Raw genomic sequence first — 16451 nt, 5'->3', positions numbered from 1 at the left:
CAGCAAATGTATTTGTGATTGTGTTTGCTGCGCCGTCTCTCTTTTTGATTTACGTCTGCTCATTGCCCCTTCAAATTAATCTAATACAGTTACCTTTTACGTATGAGTAAGCTCATATTTTGTTGAAGGTAATCTCCCGACAAGCATTTTCTAAGTTTAACTCAGCCCGGTGGCTACGCAGAGGATTAAAAAGCGGCGCTTGAGCAATTTGAAATTTGTGATACTCAGTCGATAAAGGACGTTGCCAATATGATTCGTCAGCAAGGTAAAGAGGTTGTGTGGAAAGATTGGGATGAGGCGGTTAGGTAATGAAGATACGATTAGCACGCGCCGCTTCGATATTTTCGTTGAGGCGGAACGTGCTAGATCGGTCTAACTACTGAGTGACTTGAGCGAACCAATCAAAGTAAGTTGGGAAAGTTTTAGACGTACAGCCCGGATCGTTGATTGTGACTTTGGTATTCGAGAAAGCAATCAATGAAAAACACATTGCAATACGGTGGTCGTTATAGGTATCGATCGCTGCGTGTTTTAACTCAGGTACCGGAGTGACAGTAATGTAGTCGTTGCCTTCTATTACTTCTGCTCCAAGCTTTTTAAGCTCTGTCGCCATGGCGTTTAATCGATCTGTTTCTTTTACTCGCCAGTTGTATATATTGCGGATCGTAGTTGTACCTTCTGCAAAAAGGGCAGTGGTCGCAATCGTCATTGCAGCATCGGGAATATGGTTCATATCCATGTCGATGCCTTTAAGTTCGCCTCGTTCAGATTCTATCCACGTTGGGCCATAGGTTATTTTCGCACCCATTGCCGCCAGCGCTTCAGCGAATTTTACGTCACCTTGAACGCTGTCTGAACCCACGCCATGAACTTTGATTTTACCGCCAGCAATGGCAGCCGCTGCTAGAAAGTACGAAGCTGAGGATGCATCGCCTTCTACCATTATTTCACCGGGGCTGACGTAAGTTTGCTGTCCTTTCACAACGAATGCTTGGTAATCACGGTTTTCAACGTCGATACCAAATTGCTTCATTACGTGTAAGGTAATATCAATGTAGGGTTTGGAAACTAATTCACCGTCTACGTGAATGGTTAGGTCGCCTTGTGCAAGCGGTGCGCTCATAAGTAGCGCCGTTAGGAATTGGCTAGAAATGTTTCCTTTGATGGACACTTCGCCGCCGTTGAGGCCTGCTGCCTTTATTTTCAACGGTGGGTAGCCTGCTTCTCCCTGATAGTCGACATCCACACCCAATGTTTTAAGGGCGTCGATCAAATCTCCGATTGGGCGTTCGTGCATTCGCGGCTCGCCGTGCAACAGGAACTCCCCGTTGCCTAAGCATAATGCTGCCGCTAAAGGACGCATTGCTGTGCCGGCATTGCCTAAAAATAGATCCGCTTGTTCGGCGTTAATTGGGCCACCTAAACCTTCTAAAATACACGTGCGACCTTCGTCTTCTAACGTATACTGCACGCCCATAAGCTTTAGAGCATTCAACATATGGCGGATATCGTCACTGTCGAGAAGGTTCGTGATTTTGGTTGTGCCTTTAGCAAGTGTTGCTAATAAAAGGATTCGGTTTGAAAGACTTTTCGACCCTGGAATCTGGATTTCTCCAGTTGCCGAAGATAGGGGGCCAAGCGTTAAACTTTCCATCAAAGTTCCTGTGTCGTCGTATGCATGTGAGCTGCGGTATACCGCATTGTGTTTTTTATTGCCAAAGCTCTTTTCAATAGCACCTATCGTTTATAGGTTACAATACGAGCCCGGTTTTTTTAGGCCGTATAGTGTATACGTATTGACGCGTTATAATCCAGTGAATTGCTTCCATATTTATGTGTAGAGGATACAAAGTGAAACATCAGTATCACCCATTAGGGTTCGAAGGGTCCAGGTTGTCTCAAGGATTTTGGCGAATGAACGAATGGGGATTTAATCCTCAAGAGCGGCTTCGCTTTATTGAGCAATCAATCGATCTAGGTGTTACAACATTCGATCACGCTGATATTTATGGGGATTATCGTTGTGAATCTTTATTTGGTGATGCGCTGGCAATCAAGCCTGATTTGAGAAAATCGATGCAGTTGATCACTAAGTGCGGTATTCATTTACCTTGCGAGCAACGACCTGATGTTGTTCGGTATCGTTACGATCACACCGCTGAGCACATTATTCGCTCCGCAGAACAATCGCTAGCAAATTTAAAGACAGACTATCTTGACCTCCTTTTGTTGCATCGTCCAAGCCCCTTGATGGACCCTGATGGTGTTGCTGATGCGTTTGAGCATCTGTTTACGCTTGGAAAAGTGAAACATTTTGGCGTTTCAAACTTCTCTCCAGCGCAATTTGATTTGCTTCAGTCGAGGCTGGAAACACCTCTTATTGTTAATCAAATTGAATTATCAGTGCTGGAGCCAAAGCACATAGAAGACGATATGTTGAATCATTTGCAACAGCATGCTGTAACCCCGATGGCATGGTCTCCATTAGGAGGAGGTGCGCTTTTTGGTGAGGATCAATCATCAAAACGTCTTTGTAATGTTCGTCAGATTATTCAGAGCATTGCAAATGAACTGAATGTTTCTATGGATCAAGTTGCCCTTGCATGGTTACTAAAACATCCTTCAAGAATCTGCCCAATATTGGGGTCAGGAAAAGTCGATAGATTATCGTCCGCAGTTGGCGCTTTGAACGTGGCAATGTCTGATGATCATTGGTTTGATATCTGGGAAGCTTCACGCGGTGAGCGTTTGCCATGAGTCTGTGCGATTCTCTCGCCATCAGTAGACGTAAGCGTACGTTACCTCTGAGCGCTCAATTATGTTTGTTCGGTATCAAAAGGTTTCATTTCGTTAATTGAACCTGTTTTATTCTAATGCATTTCTATAATGATAAAGAACGTCGTTTGATTTAATCGATATTATTCATTAATGAAAGGAGTGCTTGTAATGCGGAAGCTTATTCGAAAACTAACGTATCTTTCTGTGTTTTCAGCGGTCATCTCAATGAATGCTTTTGCATTGGATACGCCGGAAGGTAAAGTTCTGTTGACGATAACAGGAAACATCTCGGAAAAAAACACACCTACCAGTGCTGAGTTTGATCTCGATATGTTGCGCGAAATTGGATTTGAAGATCAGGTAACCAATACCCCATGGACAGACGGAATAAACACCTATACAGGGCCGCGTTTAAAAGCGATTCTAGATGCGGTGGGTGCCTCCGGTAACGATATGGTGGTAACGGCTCTCAATGACTACAGTGCCATTGTTCCAGTTGCCGATGCAGAAAAACACAATGTACTGTTAGCTCTGATGAGTGATGGGGAAATGCTAAGTGTTCGAGATAAAGGGCCAATTTTTGTTATTTACCCTTTTGACGACGACCCTTCACTCAACAATGAAGTCATTCAGAATCGATCTGTTTGGCAAGTTAAGTCGATTCGCGTCGATTAACATACGTTACGCATCCTATGACAATCATAGCGACGAAGGCTCGGTTCTTTCTTGCACTGCTTGCCTTCAGCGCTGTCTCTTTTCTCGGGGGCGCTGTCTATTTGTATTTTGAAACTCATCGAACCGGCGATGAGATTGCCACTCGGGCTCAGGAAGATACAGTGTGGGCAATGCATCAACTTGAGCTGGAGTCGCACCGATTTTCTGCTCAGGTTGACTTGTTAGCGAATTCTAACTTTTCTAGTGAGGCGATTGCGCAGGATCAATTATCAAATGCGAAAGGGCGATTTGATATTTTATACAGTCGCGTTAATGCTCTGCTGGGAGGAAAGCTCAAAGGGTTTAGCTTAAGAATTGAAAACTTCGATGAATACTTAAGTACGATCACAATGTCATTTGATCGAGTAGATCTCCTTCTATACAAGGAACAGGTATATGAAAAAGACATAAACCAAATACTGATCGAGTCGAAGAAAATATCAAAATACGCCAAATTAATCTCCTTGGGTGGATTGCAACTTAAAGCAAATGATCTTGCGAGCGACAGACTGGCTGAAGCGTCTCTGTATCGAAAACTTGGCGTTCTTGTTTTGCTGTTAACCATCACAATGACGATGATCATAGTCATGCTTCTTTATTTAATCAGAGCAAGTATTTTAGACAATCAGAGAATGGTTCGATTGGCGAGCGATCTGGAAAAAACCGCGATTGCAGCCGAAGCAGCAGCCAAAGCGAAATCCGAATTTCTGGCAACAATGAGTCATGAAATTCGAACACCAATGAACGCAATCATTGGGTTAACTCACTTGGTATTGGATTCCGAATTACACCAAAAGCAACGACGCTATTTAAATCGGATAAATGAATCAGCCGATAACTTACTGCGATTGATCAATGATATTTTGGATTTCTCGAAAGCGGAATCGGGCAAATTAGAGATCGTTTCCAGTTCATATCAATTAGACGATCTTCTTGAGTACGTTCATAACGTTAATTTACCTGCGGCGAGAGAGAAAAAACTCTTATTGATGATTCAAAGGGATTTTGATTTAGAGGATGTTTTATACGGTGATGTGACTCGCATTCAGCAGGTTTTGGTGAATGTAGTGGGCAATGCTATTAAGTTTACCAAAAAGGGATATGTTTGTTTAAGCGTCCGAAAAAATCACAAAGGCGAATTGCAATTTTGCGTTGAAGACAGCGGTATTGGTATTGATTCTCATGTTGATATTTTTGATGGATTTACCCAAGCCGATGCCAGTACAACACGTAAATATGGTGGCACGGGCCTTGGTTTAAGTATTAGTAAAAAGCTGCTTGAATTGATGGATGGGCGAATTTCATTTAAGAGTGAGCGGGGGAGCGGATCTGTATTTTTTATAGAACTTCCGTACCGTATCGCTTCAAATGTGCCTCAGTTTTATTATGTTTCAAAGTTGCGGTTTGTGTTGTTAGAGCATGATAAAACTGCACATGCATTTATAGAAAATTCCCGATATCACACCGCGGATGAAAATACGTCTTCTAATAGTGTTTGGTTGATCAGCGCATCCACCTACGATCAATTACCTTCGTCGGATAAGTCGCTTCTCCCAGCCAATGCTTCTGTTGTGTTTTGTGATGAGTCGTTTACAAAAACGAGCCTTACCGAAATACCTAATATCAGTGGTGTTCAAACTCTTATTACCCCCAAAGCAATTTTCAACAGCGTGGCAGATAGCCGGGAGCGTGATAGTAGTGAGGGCGTTAGTAACAAAATTTTAAAAAACGACGTGTCCGGCTTTGGTAGCATCACCGACTTCATCGGGGCTAAGGTTTTGGTTGCGGAAGACAACCCCGTAAACGCCGAAATTGTCAAAGCGTTATTGGTGAAGCTTGGGATCAATGCGACGTTAGTTGACAACGGTGAGGAAGCGGTAAAATCGTTAGAAAAGCACTCGTTTGATATTGTCTTGATGGATATTCAGATGCCTATTATGGATGGTGTTACAGCGACTCGTTCCATTCGAGCAATGGGGACTACAGTGCCGATTATTGCGTTATCAGCCGACGTTATTGATAGCGATAAATCCTCGGTTTTGAATGAAGGAATGCAAGATTATTTATCAAAACCGTTCAAACCTCGTGCTTTAGTTGAGGTGCTCAATAAGTGGCTAAAGCCTCAATTAATTCACCGCGCTTCACTTGCATCTTCTTTATCAGAGCCGCCTGTGCTCGAAAATCCATTGACCGAAGGCATTTCACCTGAGGATGGTTTTTTAGAGGCGTTATCTGGCGCAAAAAGTCACAAACACGATGCAGAAAAAGCAACACGTTCAACGTTAGAAAGCGACATAGCGACGGTCGAACAATTACGGCAACTACATACTTTACTGATTCAAGGGAGTTCGGATGTCGACCAGTTGATCGTGAAGATCTTAGAGACCGAAGCGCTGCTTTTTAAAGATGAGTTGGAAACAACGAAAGCGTATATAGAGCGATACGATTATATGCAGGCGCAAGACATCATAGAACATATATTAACCGCTATAGGTGAAGCACATGAATAGCACTAACCTCGGTATGAGTAATAAGGATAATTACAGAAATATGGAACCAAATATTGACAGCTGTATTGAAGCGCAACGTAAAACGGTTTTAATCATTGATGATACCCCTGGCAATATAGATTTATTGCGAGGGGTTCTGTCGCCTAAATATAACGTGAGCATTGCTAAAAGCGCTGAAATAGCTTTGTCTGTATTAGAGCGATTACACCCCGATCTGATTTTACTTGATATCATGATGCCGGAAATGAACGGCTACGAATTGTGTGTCAATTTGAAATCTGATCCAAAGTATTCCGGCATCCCAGTGATTTTTGTAACCGCTATGAATTCGGCTGAAGATGAGGCAAAAGGGTTTGAAGTCGGCGCCGTCGATTTTATAACTAAACCTATTTCAAAGGACATTACATTATCGCGAGTTCGCCTCCACATAGCGTTAGCTGAACAGCATAAGCGTGACCGCTGTATGTTGGAAAAGCGGACAGAGCAGCTAGAAGAAGCGTTAGAATCGGCGGTTAAAATGCTGAGCGACGCCGCGAGCTTTAAAGACCACGATACCGAAGAGCATATGTGGAGAATGGCGGAATATTCAGCTCTGTTAGCTGAAGATATTGGTTGGGAAAAAAGCAGTGTTGAAATGTTAAAGCTGGCTTCACCTATGCATGATATGGGTAAGATAGGGATACCAGATTCGATATTAACGGCACCGCGAAAACTGACGGCTGATGAGTGGGAGGTGATGAAAACACATCCAGAGATTGGTCATAGAATTTTGGATCGAAGCAGTGCACCACTTTTCAAAATGGCGGGTGAAATTGCGCTAAACCACCATGAGCGTTGGGATGGTACGGGCTACCCGAAAGGGTTGGTTGGAAAAAGCATTCCTATGTCAGCAAGAATCGTTGCGCTAGCGGATGTGTTTGACTCGTTAACAATGCGACGAGCGTATAAGCCTTCGTGGCCGATTGAAGATGCCTATGAATATATTCAGGAAAATGCAGGAATGCATTTTGACCCTGAGTTGGTGGAGCGCTTCATTCAACTGGATTGCAAGATTAGGATAATCAAATCCAGATGGGACAGTGTCATAGACGGTGGCGATGAAATTTGAGAGAGCAGGTTACGCTCCCTCAACCCAATTACTTAGAATTAGTTATAACCAATTTCTAAGTAATTGGTTATTTAACCGCAGCACTTTTTGAACTTTTTGCCTGACCCGCAATGGCATGGGTCGTTTCTTCCTAGCTTCATTTCTTGGGGTAAGACATGTGGAGTATTGCCTTGAACTTCATGTTCACCTGATACGTAGTACCAAACGTTTTTCACTTTTTTAAACAGAGACCGTTCACTTAAACGTCCAATGTGTTTGCCTTCTTTGAAATGTGCAGTAAAGGAAACCATACCGGATTTGTCTTTTTCAAGCCCACTTTCTGTTTCGTTGATTTTAAGTTTTATCCATTGCGTTGTTTCGTTGCTTTCTTGAACATCCGTTGCGGATTGCTCTGGATCACTTTCAAGCTTTTGAGTCGCAGCAATGTAATCGAAATTTTGAAGGGCAAAAGCCGAATAGCGTGAACGCATCAATGCCTCGGCGGTGGGTGCGGTACCGGGATTATGATGGTACATTCCGCAACACATTTCATACGGTGAACCTGTTCCACAAGGGCATAAAATAGGTGCTTGGTTCGGCACTTTGTTTGGCATGGGTACTCCTCAGATCGCCACAAACTCTATTACATGCGTATAATACCTTTTTATTTTTGATCGAACAGGATTTATTTGTGAGTAACGTAGCGCCTAGCTCGTATTTTTGGTTTGATTTTGAAACAACTGGAGTGGATCCCGCTAAAGATAGACCCATGCAGTTTGCTGGAATTCGGACGGATTTAGATTTTAACCCAATTGGTGAGCCGATCATGTTTTACTGCAAGCTTGCAGAAGACGTGCTCCCTAATCCAGATGCGTGCTTGCTGACGGGCATCATCCCACAGGATGCAAATCGAGACGGGCTTTGCGAAGCCGAATTTATGGCGGAAATTGAGAAAGAATTGTCTCAACCAGGAACGTGTGCATTAGGCTACAACACACTGAGGTTTGACGATGAGGTTGTCCGATATGGATTTTACCGTAACTTCATCGATCCATACGCTCGAGAATGGCAAAATAACTGTTCGCGTTGGGATGTGATTGATCTGGTTCGTATGACCTTCGCTATGCGACCCGATGGCATAAAATGGCCGAAAAACGAAGAAGGTAAAGTGTCATTAAAGCTGGAGTTGTTGACCAAAGAAAATGGCATTGCTCATGAACAAGCTCACGATGCGTTATCGGATGTGCATGGCACCATCGCCATTGCAAAATTAATTCGTGATAAACAGCCAAAGTTGTTTGATTATTACGCGAAGATGCGACGTAAAAGTGAGTTGCAGCAGTTTATAGATCCGTATCGAATGAAGCCCTTTTTACACATTTCGGGTATGTTTGGTTTGGATAAAAAGTTCTCTGCGTTTGTCGCGCCCGTCGCACCGCACCCAAGCAATAAAAACGGCATTGTTGTTTTTGATTTGATGGCAGATGCGACGCCATTGGTTTCGTTGTCCGTAGACGAAATTCGTCAACGTGTATTTTCTACTTCTGAAGAGTTGGGCGAGTTGTCGCGTCTCCCTTTGAAGGTTATACACCTTAATCGTGCTCCTGCTGTTGCTCCAGCGACATTTTTGAAAGATGCCGATGTCGTGAGTCGACTTGAATTAAATGGCGATGTTTGTCGGGCGAATTTAAATATACTTAAATCTACTCAAGGGCTTGCGGCAAAACTGACTAAAGTGTTTGAGCAAGAAGAGCGGAAAATCGATAAAGACCCGGATACCATGTTGTACAGCGGCGGATTTTTTTCTCGTGAGGACAAACAACGTATGGAAGAAATCAGAAGTACCCCGATAGATGCTTTAGGTGAGATCGAAATGGCGTTTGATGATCGTCGTTTGCCTGAAATGTTTATGCGCTATCTTGGTCGTAATTATCCCGAGCAGCTAAATGAACAGCAAAGAGAAGAATGGGAAGAGTATCGCCAGATGCGATTACTAAAAGCAGATGGTGGCGGAACCATACACATGGATGCCTTTTTTGCGCGATTAAATGAATTGGCTTTGGACGAAGACCTAGAGCCGTCTAAAAGATTGATGCTGCAGGATCTGTCTGATTACGCACAAAGTATCTATCCTTTCTGATGATAGTGGTTGTAGAGCATCGAGAAAATTTAACGGGATAGAGCTCCGTCTATTGAGTGAGGAAAAGGAAATGGTTTTACGTTCTAAAGGAACGCAGTGGCTGGTGGGTTTTGCCGCGCTTATTGTTATTATCGCGGGTCTAAAATCCGCGTCGCAAATTGTCGTTCCATTTATGTTGTCCGTCTTTATTGCGATTATTTGTGCGCCTTTGATGTCGAGCCTGCGCAGGCGTAACGTACCAACATGGGTGTCAATATTACTGGTGATGTTATTGATCTTAGGAGGTTTGGGAAGCATTGCGTTACTTGTCGGGTCATCGCTTGATGATTTTTCGAAAGCGCTTCCGACGTACAAAGAGCGATTTGGAACAGAATTGGCCAGCCTTATAGCTCAGCTTAACTCTATTGGGTTGCATATTTCTTATGATCAAGTGAAAGGGTACGTGGACCCCGCGTCGTTAATGCAAATGTTTGCTAATGCGCTTGCAAGCTTGGGCAGTGTGTTAACTAACTTGTTTTTAGTGGTATTAACGGTTGTGTTTATTTTAGTTGAAGCAGTGGAATTGCCTAAAAAATTGCACATCGCCCTTGATAACGCACATCGTTCACTCGAGCGCTTTGATCAGTTTATTTTAGCGGTCAATCGTTACCTCGTGATTAAAACTCTTGTGAGTGCTTTGACGGGGGTAACCATTACTATTTGGCTTGCAGTGATCGGCGTTGATTTCCCAATATTGTGGGGCGTGTGTGCGTTTTTATTAAACTTTGTTCCTAATATTGGGTCCGTCATTGCGGCGATTCCCGCTATTATGTTGGCGTTTGTTCAACTTGGTACGTTAGGAGCAGGGTTAACCGCTTTAGGTTTTGCGGTGGTTAACGTCATTGTAGGTAATGTGATCGAGCCTAGATATATGGGTAAAGGTCTTGGGTTATCGACTCTGGTTGTGTTTCTGTCGTTACTTGTATGGGGTTGGGTGTTTGGTCCAGTGGGTATGCTTTTATCGATTCCTCTTACTATAATTGTAAAACTGGCATTAGAGGCGAATCCGCGTTTACATTGGATTGCCGTTATGTTGGATTCAAACCCAGAGCGTTATAAAAGTAATTAGGGGTCGTTATGGAACTAAATGTGTTAGTAACCGGTGCGGGTCGCGGTATTGGTTTGGCGTTCGTGAAGCATTTGTTGGCCAGTGGTCATAGAGTATGGGCGACGTATCGACGGCCTGAAAATGCAACAGAGTTGCTAACACTTGAGGATCTCAATCCGTTGCTTTCAACCGCTCAGTTGGACGTAGCGGAGCCCGGCTCTATTGCACGACTTAAAGAAAAGTGGCGCCACCTTTCTTTGGATTGGATTATAAACAATGCGGGCTACTATGGGCCGAAAGGCGTCAAATTTGGCGAGGTCGATGTCGCTGAGTGGCAAAAAGTGTTTGCAACGAATACCATTGGGCCTTATTTGATTGCCGAAGCCTTTGTCGATTGTCTTGAAGACAGCGACGCTCCTAAACTTGCGTTTCTCAGCAGTAAAGTTGGGAGCATTGAAGATAACCAATCAGGAGGAGGGTATTTGTATCGCTCTTCTAAAACGGCACTGAACCAAGTTGTAAAAAGTCTTTCAATTGATTTAAGGCAAAAAGGGATTAGTGTAGTAGCGCTTCATCCCGGATGGGTGAAAACGTCAATGGGTGGCCCAAATGCACTTATTTCTGTTGATGTTAGTGTTGAAGGGCTGTTGTCGGTCATTGAACTGCTTGATTTAGGTAAAACGGGAACCTTTATTAACTACGATGGTAGCCAAATCCCGTGGTAAAACGGCGATAATGCGCTAAATGGTTAATTTTTCTTAGATTTCCTTATTATATCCATTATATTCACCTTAATAGCTAGCGCTTTTGTTACTACTCACCTATAATTCGCCGTCAGGTTTATCCTCGAACTGAAATGAAGTGCCACAAGCACTTCAACCATCCTATAGAAAGGTACTCATTTACATGTCTGACGCTGATATTCAGCCAACATTTGATTCGTTGGGCTTAGCCGCCCCTATTCTTAAAGCGGTTGCCGACCTCGGTTACGAGCAACCCTCAGCTATCCAAGCGCAAAGTATTCCTTACCTTCTCGAAGGGCACGATTTACTAGGGCAAGCGCAGACGGGTACTGGTAAGACTGCAGCGTTTGCGCTACCGCTGCTTTCACGTATAGATGTAACAAACAAATCAACTCAGCTGTTGGTTCTTGCTCCTACTCGAGAGCTTGCAATTCAGGTTTCCGAAGCGTTTCAAAGCTACGCTCGCAACATTCCTGATTTTCACGTATTGCCGATTTACGGCGGTATGTCTTACGATACGCAATTACGCCAATTGCGTCGCGGTGTTCAAGTGGTTGTCGGTACTCCGGGCCGTGTTATGGACCATATTCGCCGTAAAACTTTAAGACTTGATGGTCTTCAAGCACTCGTGCTTGATGAGGCAGATGAAATGCTTCGTATGGGGTTCATCGACGATGTCGAATGGATTCTTGAGCACACCCCTGACGGACACCAAACTGCATTGTTCTCTGCAACAATGCCGCCTGTGATCCGTAAAGTGGCTAATAAGCATCTTAATAATCCTAAAGAAGTTAAGATCGTTACAAAAACCTCTACTGCTACAACGATTGCTCAAAAGTACTGGCAGGTAAGTGGTATTCATAAGCTGGATGCGCTAACACGTATCTTAGAAATGAACGAACACGATGGTATGATCATCTTTGTTCGTACAAAAGCAGCGACAGTAGAATTAGCTGAAAAGTTAACTGCTCGCGGTCATGCGTGTGAAGCATTGAATGGCGATATTAGCCAAAACCTACGTGAACGTACTGTTGATCGTATCAAGAAAGGTCAAATCGACATTCTTGTAGCGACTGATGTTGTAGCGCGTGGACTTGATGTTGATCGTGTAAGTCACGTTGTTAACTACGACATTCCTTACGATACAGAGTCTTATGTACACCGTATTGGTCGTACAGGCCGTGCTGGTCGTTCTGGTACAGCGATCTTATTTGTTGGTCATCGCGAACGTCGCATGCTTCAGCAAATCGAACGTGCTACTCGTCAGACGATTGAACGTATGCAGCTTCCAACAGCTTCAGATATCAATGAACAACGCGTGGCTCGTTTTAAACAACGTATCACCGACACAATTGATAACGAAGATTTGGATTTCTTCATCGAGCTTGCTTCTACTTATCAAAAAGAAAATGATGTTGACCCTGTGAAACTGAGTGCTGCATTAGCACACATGGCACAAGGTAAAACGCCTCTTCTTCTTAAAGAGCTTGAAGTTCGTCAAGAGCGTCGTGAGCGCCGTGATCGTGATGATCGTCCAGATCGTCCAGATCGTGCAGAGCGTGCTCCTCGTCGTCATCGTCCTGTTACGGCTGATGCGATGCCTCTGAAAGATAACCCAAGCATGGAAATGCAGCGTTATGTTGTACAAGTTGGCTACCGTGACGGTGTGAAGCCTGGCAACATTGTAGGTGCAATTGCGAATGAAGCGGATGTTGAAAGCCGTTACATTGGTCACATTGAGATCTATGAAGATTTCGCGACAGTTGATTTGCCTGCTGATCTTTCAGAACAAGCGATTGGTAAGTTAAATAAGACTCGTATTTGTGGTCAGCGCACTGAAATTGGTGTTCTTACTGATGCTGATGCGTTGAACGAACGTGCTTCTAATCCGAGCCGTCGTCCTGCTGGTGGCAATCGTCGTCCTGGTGGCAGTGATCGCCGTCCTGGTGGTGATCGTCGCCCTAGTGGTGGTGATCGTGGAAGACGCTCTAATAGCGCGCCACGCGAACGTCGTGGTAAACGCTCTGAATAATAGCGACATCCAAAAAAAGCCGAGTTGATACTCGGCTTTTTTTGGACTTTAATAATTTCCCTTTACTAGTTGTCCGTAAAGTGGATAGCGTAAATAATAGTTACTTCCATAAAATTCGATGAGAGGGAAAACCTATTTATGTGCTTTACCGTAGAACCCGCCTTGTATGAATTCTTTTAATTCAATTCGCTAGATTTCTAATTCTAATACCCTCTTAGAATTAGAAAGTTTTTTCTGCTTGTAATATGAAGTAAGCCAGATATATGTATAAAACACGATTTTTTTTTGAACGACATTTTGAAATATCCCCTTTTTTATTTTTCGGTTTTTGCCTGCTAGGGACTCTTTTAGGGTTTAGTGCAACAAGGCTTGTATTTTTTGAACTAAACTCAGACTACTTTGTTCATGCAGCAACAGAACATATTTGGTGGGCGTTTGTTCATGGAGTGAGATTTGATTTGTCGTTATCTGCCCTGATTAATGCCCCGCTACTTATTTTTTTACTTCTGACTATATGGTTTAACAAATTAACGCAGGTAAATTTAAAGTGTATTTTTCTCTATTTCATTGTTGTGGATATTCCTGCACTTATTATTAATGTAGTTGATTCGGCGTATTTTCCCTACACTGGTAGGCGCAGTGGTCCAGAAGTATTTGCTATGGCTGGAGATTTGGCTTCACAGTTCCCTGAAATATTGTTTGTCTATTGGCAATACATTGCAATTTCTTTTGTAGTATTTGTTATATTTACGTGGCTTTTTCTTAAGTTAAAAGAAAGGGTACCGTGTTATCAAGTCAACTTCTACATGATGATATTTCTATCTGTTTTCATCTTTATTTCTGCTGTCGCTGCTGCGCGTGGGGGTGCTCAATCCAAACCTATACGGAGTTTAACTGCTTATAGTAGTCCATCGCCAGATTTAGGACCTTTGGTGTTGAATACTCCGTTTTCTCTTTTGAAGGAAGATCTAGGAAATCTAAAAAAGGTTAAGTATTTCAATAGTAAAGACGAGATAATCGGGATATTGACCGAAGGGGAAGGTGTTCCACGTTCACATATTACTCCTGAAGTAGGGAGCAAAAATGTGGTTATTGTTATACTTGAGAGTTTTGGACTGGAGTATTTTGGCCCTCCGTATGGGAAGAAATCTTATGCTCCATTCCTGCAAAGCCTTGCAGAGAAAGGGCGATTTTTTCCAAATGGTATTGCAAATGGAAGGCGCTCTATTGAAGCCATTCCATCGATTATGCTGGGACTTCCTTCGCTGATGACAGAAAATATAATGAAGTCACCGTATCAGACAAATACACTTCATGGTTTGGGTGAGTTGGTTAAGGAGCATGGGTACAGTACGGCATTTTTTCATGGCGCGAAAAATGGAAGTATGTATTTTGATGATACGACTTATCGATTTGGATTCGATCATTATTTTGGGCGTAATGAATACCCTGATTCTTCGGATTTTGATGGGCAGTGGGGGATATTTGATGAACCTTTTCTCCAGTTCACCGTAAGTGAAATAGACAAATTGCCGAAACCTTTTGTAGCTGGAATATTTACGATTAGTTCACATACACCCTATACATTGCCTGCTAAGTATCAAGATAAGTTTCTTGAGGCAGACATTCCAATGCATAGAGTGATCCAATACTCAGACATGGCCTTAGAGCAATTTTTTGAAACTGCAAAAACGAAAGATTGGTATAATGACACGTTATTCGTTCTGTTGGCTGATCATACTTCTGATAACTTTGACAGAGATTTTTCGACACCATTAGGTCGACATCAAATTCCTATCATTCTTTATCAACCTCAGAATGAAATAGAGGGTGGGGTTTCCACTGCTATAGCTCAACAAGCAAATATTCCAGCAACTGTTGTCGATTATTTACATATTCCTTCAGCGAATAAGCTTTCAGTGTTTAGTCACTCTTTGCTTAGGAATAACGGTATAATGGATGCAGTTATTAAGGAAGAAGAAGCGTTTTGGATATTATCTGAGAATAAGTTTGTTAAACTTTCGTTAGATAAAACTTTGGAGCCAGAACACGGTATACTTCCCTCGACCTTCGCTAAGTACGATGGTGACACTGATGACTTATCATTTGAAGATCTGGAAGAGCGTTTGAAAGCGTATTTACAAGTATATAATATTGGTCTGATAGACAATTCTTTGTACCTTTATTCTAAATAAATAATATAGGCACTCAATGAACGAAATTACCCTCATAAAACCTGACGATTGGCATCTTCATTTCCGTGACGGCCTAATGCTTAACGAGACTGTAAAAGCAACTGCGCGGTGTTTTGCCCGCGCAATTGTAATGCCTAACTTAGTTCCGCCTGTTACTTCAGGGGAAATGGTCGCAGCTTATCGCGACCGTATTCTTGCAGCTCGACCTGATGGCAGCAACTTTGAACCACTCATGTCGTTATACCTTACAGATAAAACGACTGCAGAAGATATAAAAGCGGCAAAAGAAGCGGGTGCTGTTGCTGCAAAAATGTATCCAGCGGGGGCAACGACTAACTCGGATGCGGGTGTAAACAGTCTCGATTCATTGTTTCCTGTGTTTGAGGCACTTGCAGACAACGACATGTTGTTGCTGATTCATGGAGAAGTGACCGAAAAACACATTGATATCTTTGACCGTGAAAAAGAATTCATTGATCGCCATCTTACTCGTATTGTCGAAAAAGTGCCGTCTCTTAAAGTTGTTTTTGAACATATTACAACCAAAGACGCTGCGCAATTTGTTCTGTCTGCTCGTGAAGGTGTAGCAGCAACTATTACACCGCAGCATTTAATGATGAACCGTAACGACATTCTAGATGGCGGTATTAAACCGCATAATTACTGCCTACCTGTACTTAAACGTTCGACTCATCAAGAAGCTTTGCGTCAAGCTGTTGCCTCTGGTTCAAATCGGTTTTTCTTAGGAACAGATTCTGCTCCACATGCACGCCATAAAAAGGAAAATGCATGTGGTTGTGCGGGTTGTTATAGCGCTTGGTCAGCTCTTGAGCTTTACACTCAAGTGTTTGAAGAGCTAAACGCACTGGATAAACTGGAAGGCTTTGCGAGTCTACATGGGCCGGATTTTTACGGATTACCTCGTAATACGGAAACGGTCACTCTCATCAAAGAAGATTGGCAAGTACCGGATAATATTGTTCTTCCAGACGGCGATCCAATCGTTCCATTTTACGCTAACCAAACTGTACGTTGGAAGCTAAAATAACACAACGCGGCTCTGGTCTTCTCCGGAGCCCGTCTTCCTGCCTTCCTAGAAAATAAACTCGTTCTCTCAACTTGTCGAATGGTACACTGCATATTAATCATGCTTTACGCTATATTC

General features: G+C 43.0%; 12 protein-coding genes. 10 read left to right on the top strand and 2 right to left on the bottom strand.

Going from position 1 to position 16451, the window contains the following annotated elements; translation table 11 throughout:
- Positions 1 to 376: 376 nt before the first annotated feature.
- Positions 377 to 1654 (bottom strand): 3-phosphoshikimate 1-carboxyvinyltransferase, encoded by a 1278-nt coding sequence (aroA, locus tag DFP79_RS13445; protein WP_133504452.1) that lies wholly within the window; start codon positions 1652 to 1654, stop codon positions 377 to 379.
- Between the two features lie 197 nt (positions 1655 to 1851).
- On the opposite strand from aroA, the gene DFP79_RS13440 reads away from it, so the two are divergent.
- The 4 genes from DFP79_RS13440 (at position 1852) to DFP79_RS13425 (ending at position 7110) form a co-directional block, all read left to right on the top strand.
- The gene (locus DFP79_RS13440; RefSeq protein WP_208111439.1) at positions 1852 to 2757 is read left to right on the top strand and encodes an aldo/keto reductase; all 906 of its coding nucleotides are present in this window, start codon (positions 1852 to 1854) and stop codon (positions 2755 to 2757) included.
- A gap of 189 nt (positions 2758 to 2946) precedes the next feature.
- Positions 2947 to 3453, top strand: coding sequence for a putative pterin-binding protein (locus DFP79_RS13435; protein ID WP_208111438.1), 507 nt, complete (start codon positions 2947 to 2949; stop codon positions 3451 to 3453).
- 17 nt (positions 3454 to 3470) lie between these two features.
- Entirely contained in the window at positions 3471 to 6002 is a 2532-nt protein-coding gene (locus DFP79_RS13430) for a response regulator (protein WP_133504449.1), read from the top strand.
- Complete coding sequence (locus DFP79_RS13425) at positions 5995 to 7110, top strand: HD domain-containing phosphohydrolase (RefSeq protein WP_243730275.1); 1116 nt, start codon at positions 5995 to 5997, stop codon at positions 7108 to 7110. Before DFP79_RS13430 ends, DFP79_RS13425 begins: the two co-directional genes overlap by 8 nt.
- 71 nt (positions 7111 to 7181) lie before the next feature.
- Here the strand turns inward: DFP79_RS13425 and DFP79_RS13420 are convergent, their stop codons facing one another.
- A complete protein-coding gene (locus DFP79_RS13420) occupies positions 7182 to 7703 on the bottom strand; it encodes a YchJ family protein (protein ID WP_133504448.1) in 522 nt (173 codons plus the stop codon).
- Between the two features lie 77 nt (positions 7704 to 7780).
- Here DFP79_RS13420 and sbcB point away from each other — a divergent pair, with 77 nt between their 5' ends.
- The 6 genes from sbcB (at position 7781) to pyrC (ending at position 16334) form a co-directional block, all read left to right on the top strand.
- The gene (sbcB, locus tag DFP79_RS13415) at positions 7781 to 9229 is read left to right on the top strand and encodes an exodeoxyribonuclease I (protein WP_133504447.1); all 1449 of its coding nucleotides are present in this window, start codon (positions 7781 to 7783) and stop codon (positions 9227 to 9229) included.
- 70 nt (positions 9230 to 9299) lie between these two features.
- A complete protein-coding gene (locus tag DFP79_RS13410; RefSeq protein WP_133504446.1) occupies positions 9300 to 10337 on the top strand; it encodes an AI-2E family transporter in 1038 nt (345 codons plus the stop codon).
- Between the two features lie 8 nt (positions 10338 to 10345).
- On the top strand, positions 10346 to 11041 hold the full coding sequence (locus tag DFP79_RS13405; RefSeq protein ID WP_133504445.1) for an SDR family oxidoreductase: 696 nt from the start codon (positions 10346 to 10348) through the stop codon (positions 11039 to 11041).
- A gap of 181 nt (positions 11042 to 11222) precedes the next feature.
- The gene (locus tag DFP79_RS13400) at positions 11223 to 13091 is read left to right on the top strand and encodes a DEAD/DEAH box helicase (protein WP_133504444.1); all 1869 of its coding nucleotides are present in this window, start codon (positions 11223 to 11225) and stop codon (positions 13089 to 13091) included.
- 263 nt (positions 13092 to 13354) lie between these two features.
- Positions 13355 to 15286 carry an LTA synthase family protein gene (locus DFP79_RS13395; protein WP_133504443.1) on the top strand — a complete coding sequence of 644 codons (1932 nt, stop codon included), beginning with the start codon at positions 13355 to 13357 and terminating at the stop codon, positions 15284 to 15286.
- 16 nt (positions 15287 to 15302) lie between these two features.
- Positions 15303 to 16334: a dihydroorotase gene (pyrC, locus tag DFP79_RS13390; protein WP_133504442.1), complete on the top strand. Its 1032-nt coding sequence runs from the start codon at positions 15303 to 15305 to the stop codon at positions 16332 to 16334.
- The last annotated feature ends 117 nt before the right edge of the window (positions 16335 to 16451 follow it).

The sequence above is a fragment of the Marinomonas balearica genome (assembly GCF_004362145.1).
Lineage (GTDB): Bacteria > Pseudomonadota > Gammaproteobacteria > Pseudomonadales > Marinomonadaceae > Marinomonas > Marinomonas balearica.
The sequence above is the reverse complement of the archived record's forward strand: the minus strand, read 5'-3'. Positions and strand labels throughout refer to the sequence as shown.

Bases quoted from the DNA above. Each gene is read 5' to 3' on its own strand.
- aroA (WP_133504452.1), bottom strand. From the start codon at position 1,654: ATGGAAAGTTTAACGCTTGGCCCCCTATCTTCGGCAACTGGAGAAATC.
- DFP79_RS13435 (WP_208111438.1), top strand. From the start codon at position 2,947: ATGCGGAAGCTTATTCGAAAACTAACGTATCTTTCTGTGTTTTCAGCG.
- DFP79_RS13430 (WP_133504449.1), top strand. From the start codon at position 3,471: ATGACAATCATAGCGACGAAGGCTCGGTTCTTTCTTGCACTGCTTGCC.
- DFP79_RS13425 (WP_243730275.1), top strand. From the start codon at position 5,995: ATGAATAGCACTAACCTCGGTATGAGTAATAAGGATAATTACAGAAAT.
- DFP79_RS13420 (WP_133504448.1), bottom strand. From the start codon at position 7,703: ATGCCAAACAAAGTGCCGAACCAAGCACCTATTTTATGCCCTTGTGGA.
- DFP79_RS13410 (WP_133504446.1), top strand. From the start codon at position 9,300: ATGGTTTTACGTTCTAAAGGAACGCAGTGGCTGGTGGGTTTTGCCGCG.
- DFP79_RS13405 (WP_133504445.1), top strand. From the start codon at position 10,346: ATGGAACTAAATGTGTTAGTAACCGGTGCGGGTCGCGGTATTGGTTTG.
- DFP79_RS13400 (WP_133504444.1), top strand. From the start codon at position 11,223: ATGTCTGACGCTGATATTCAGCCAACATTTGATTCGTTGGGCTTAGCC.
- DFP79_RS13395 (WP_133504443.1), top strand. From the start codon at position 13,355: ATGTATAAAACACGATTTTTTTTTGAACGACATTTTGAAATATCCCCT.
- pyrC (WP_133504442.1), top strand. From the start codon at position 15,303: ATGAACGAAATTACCCTCATAAAACCTGACGATTGGCATCTTCATTTC.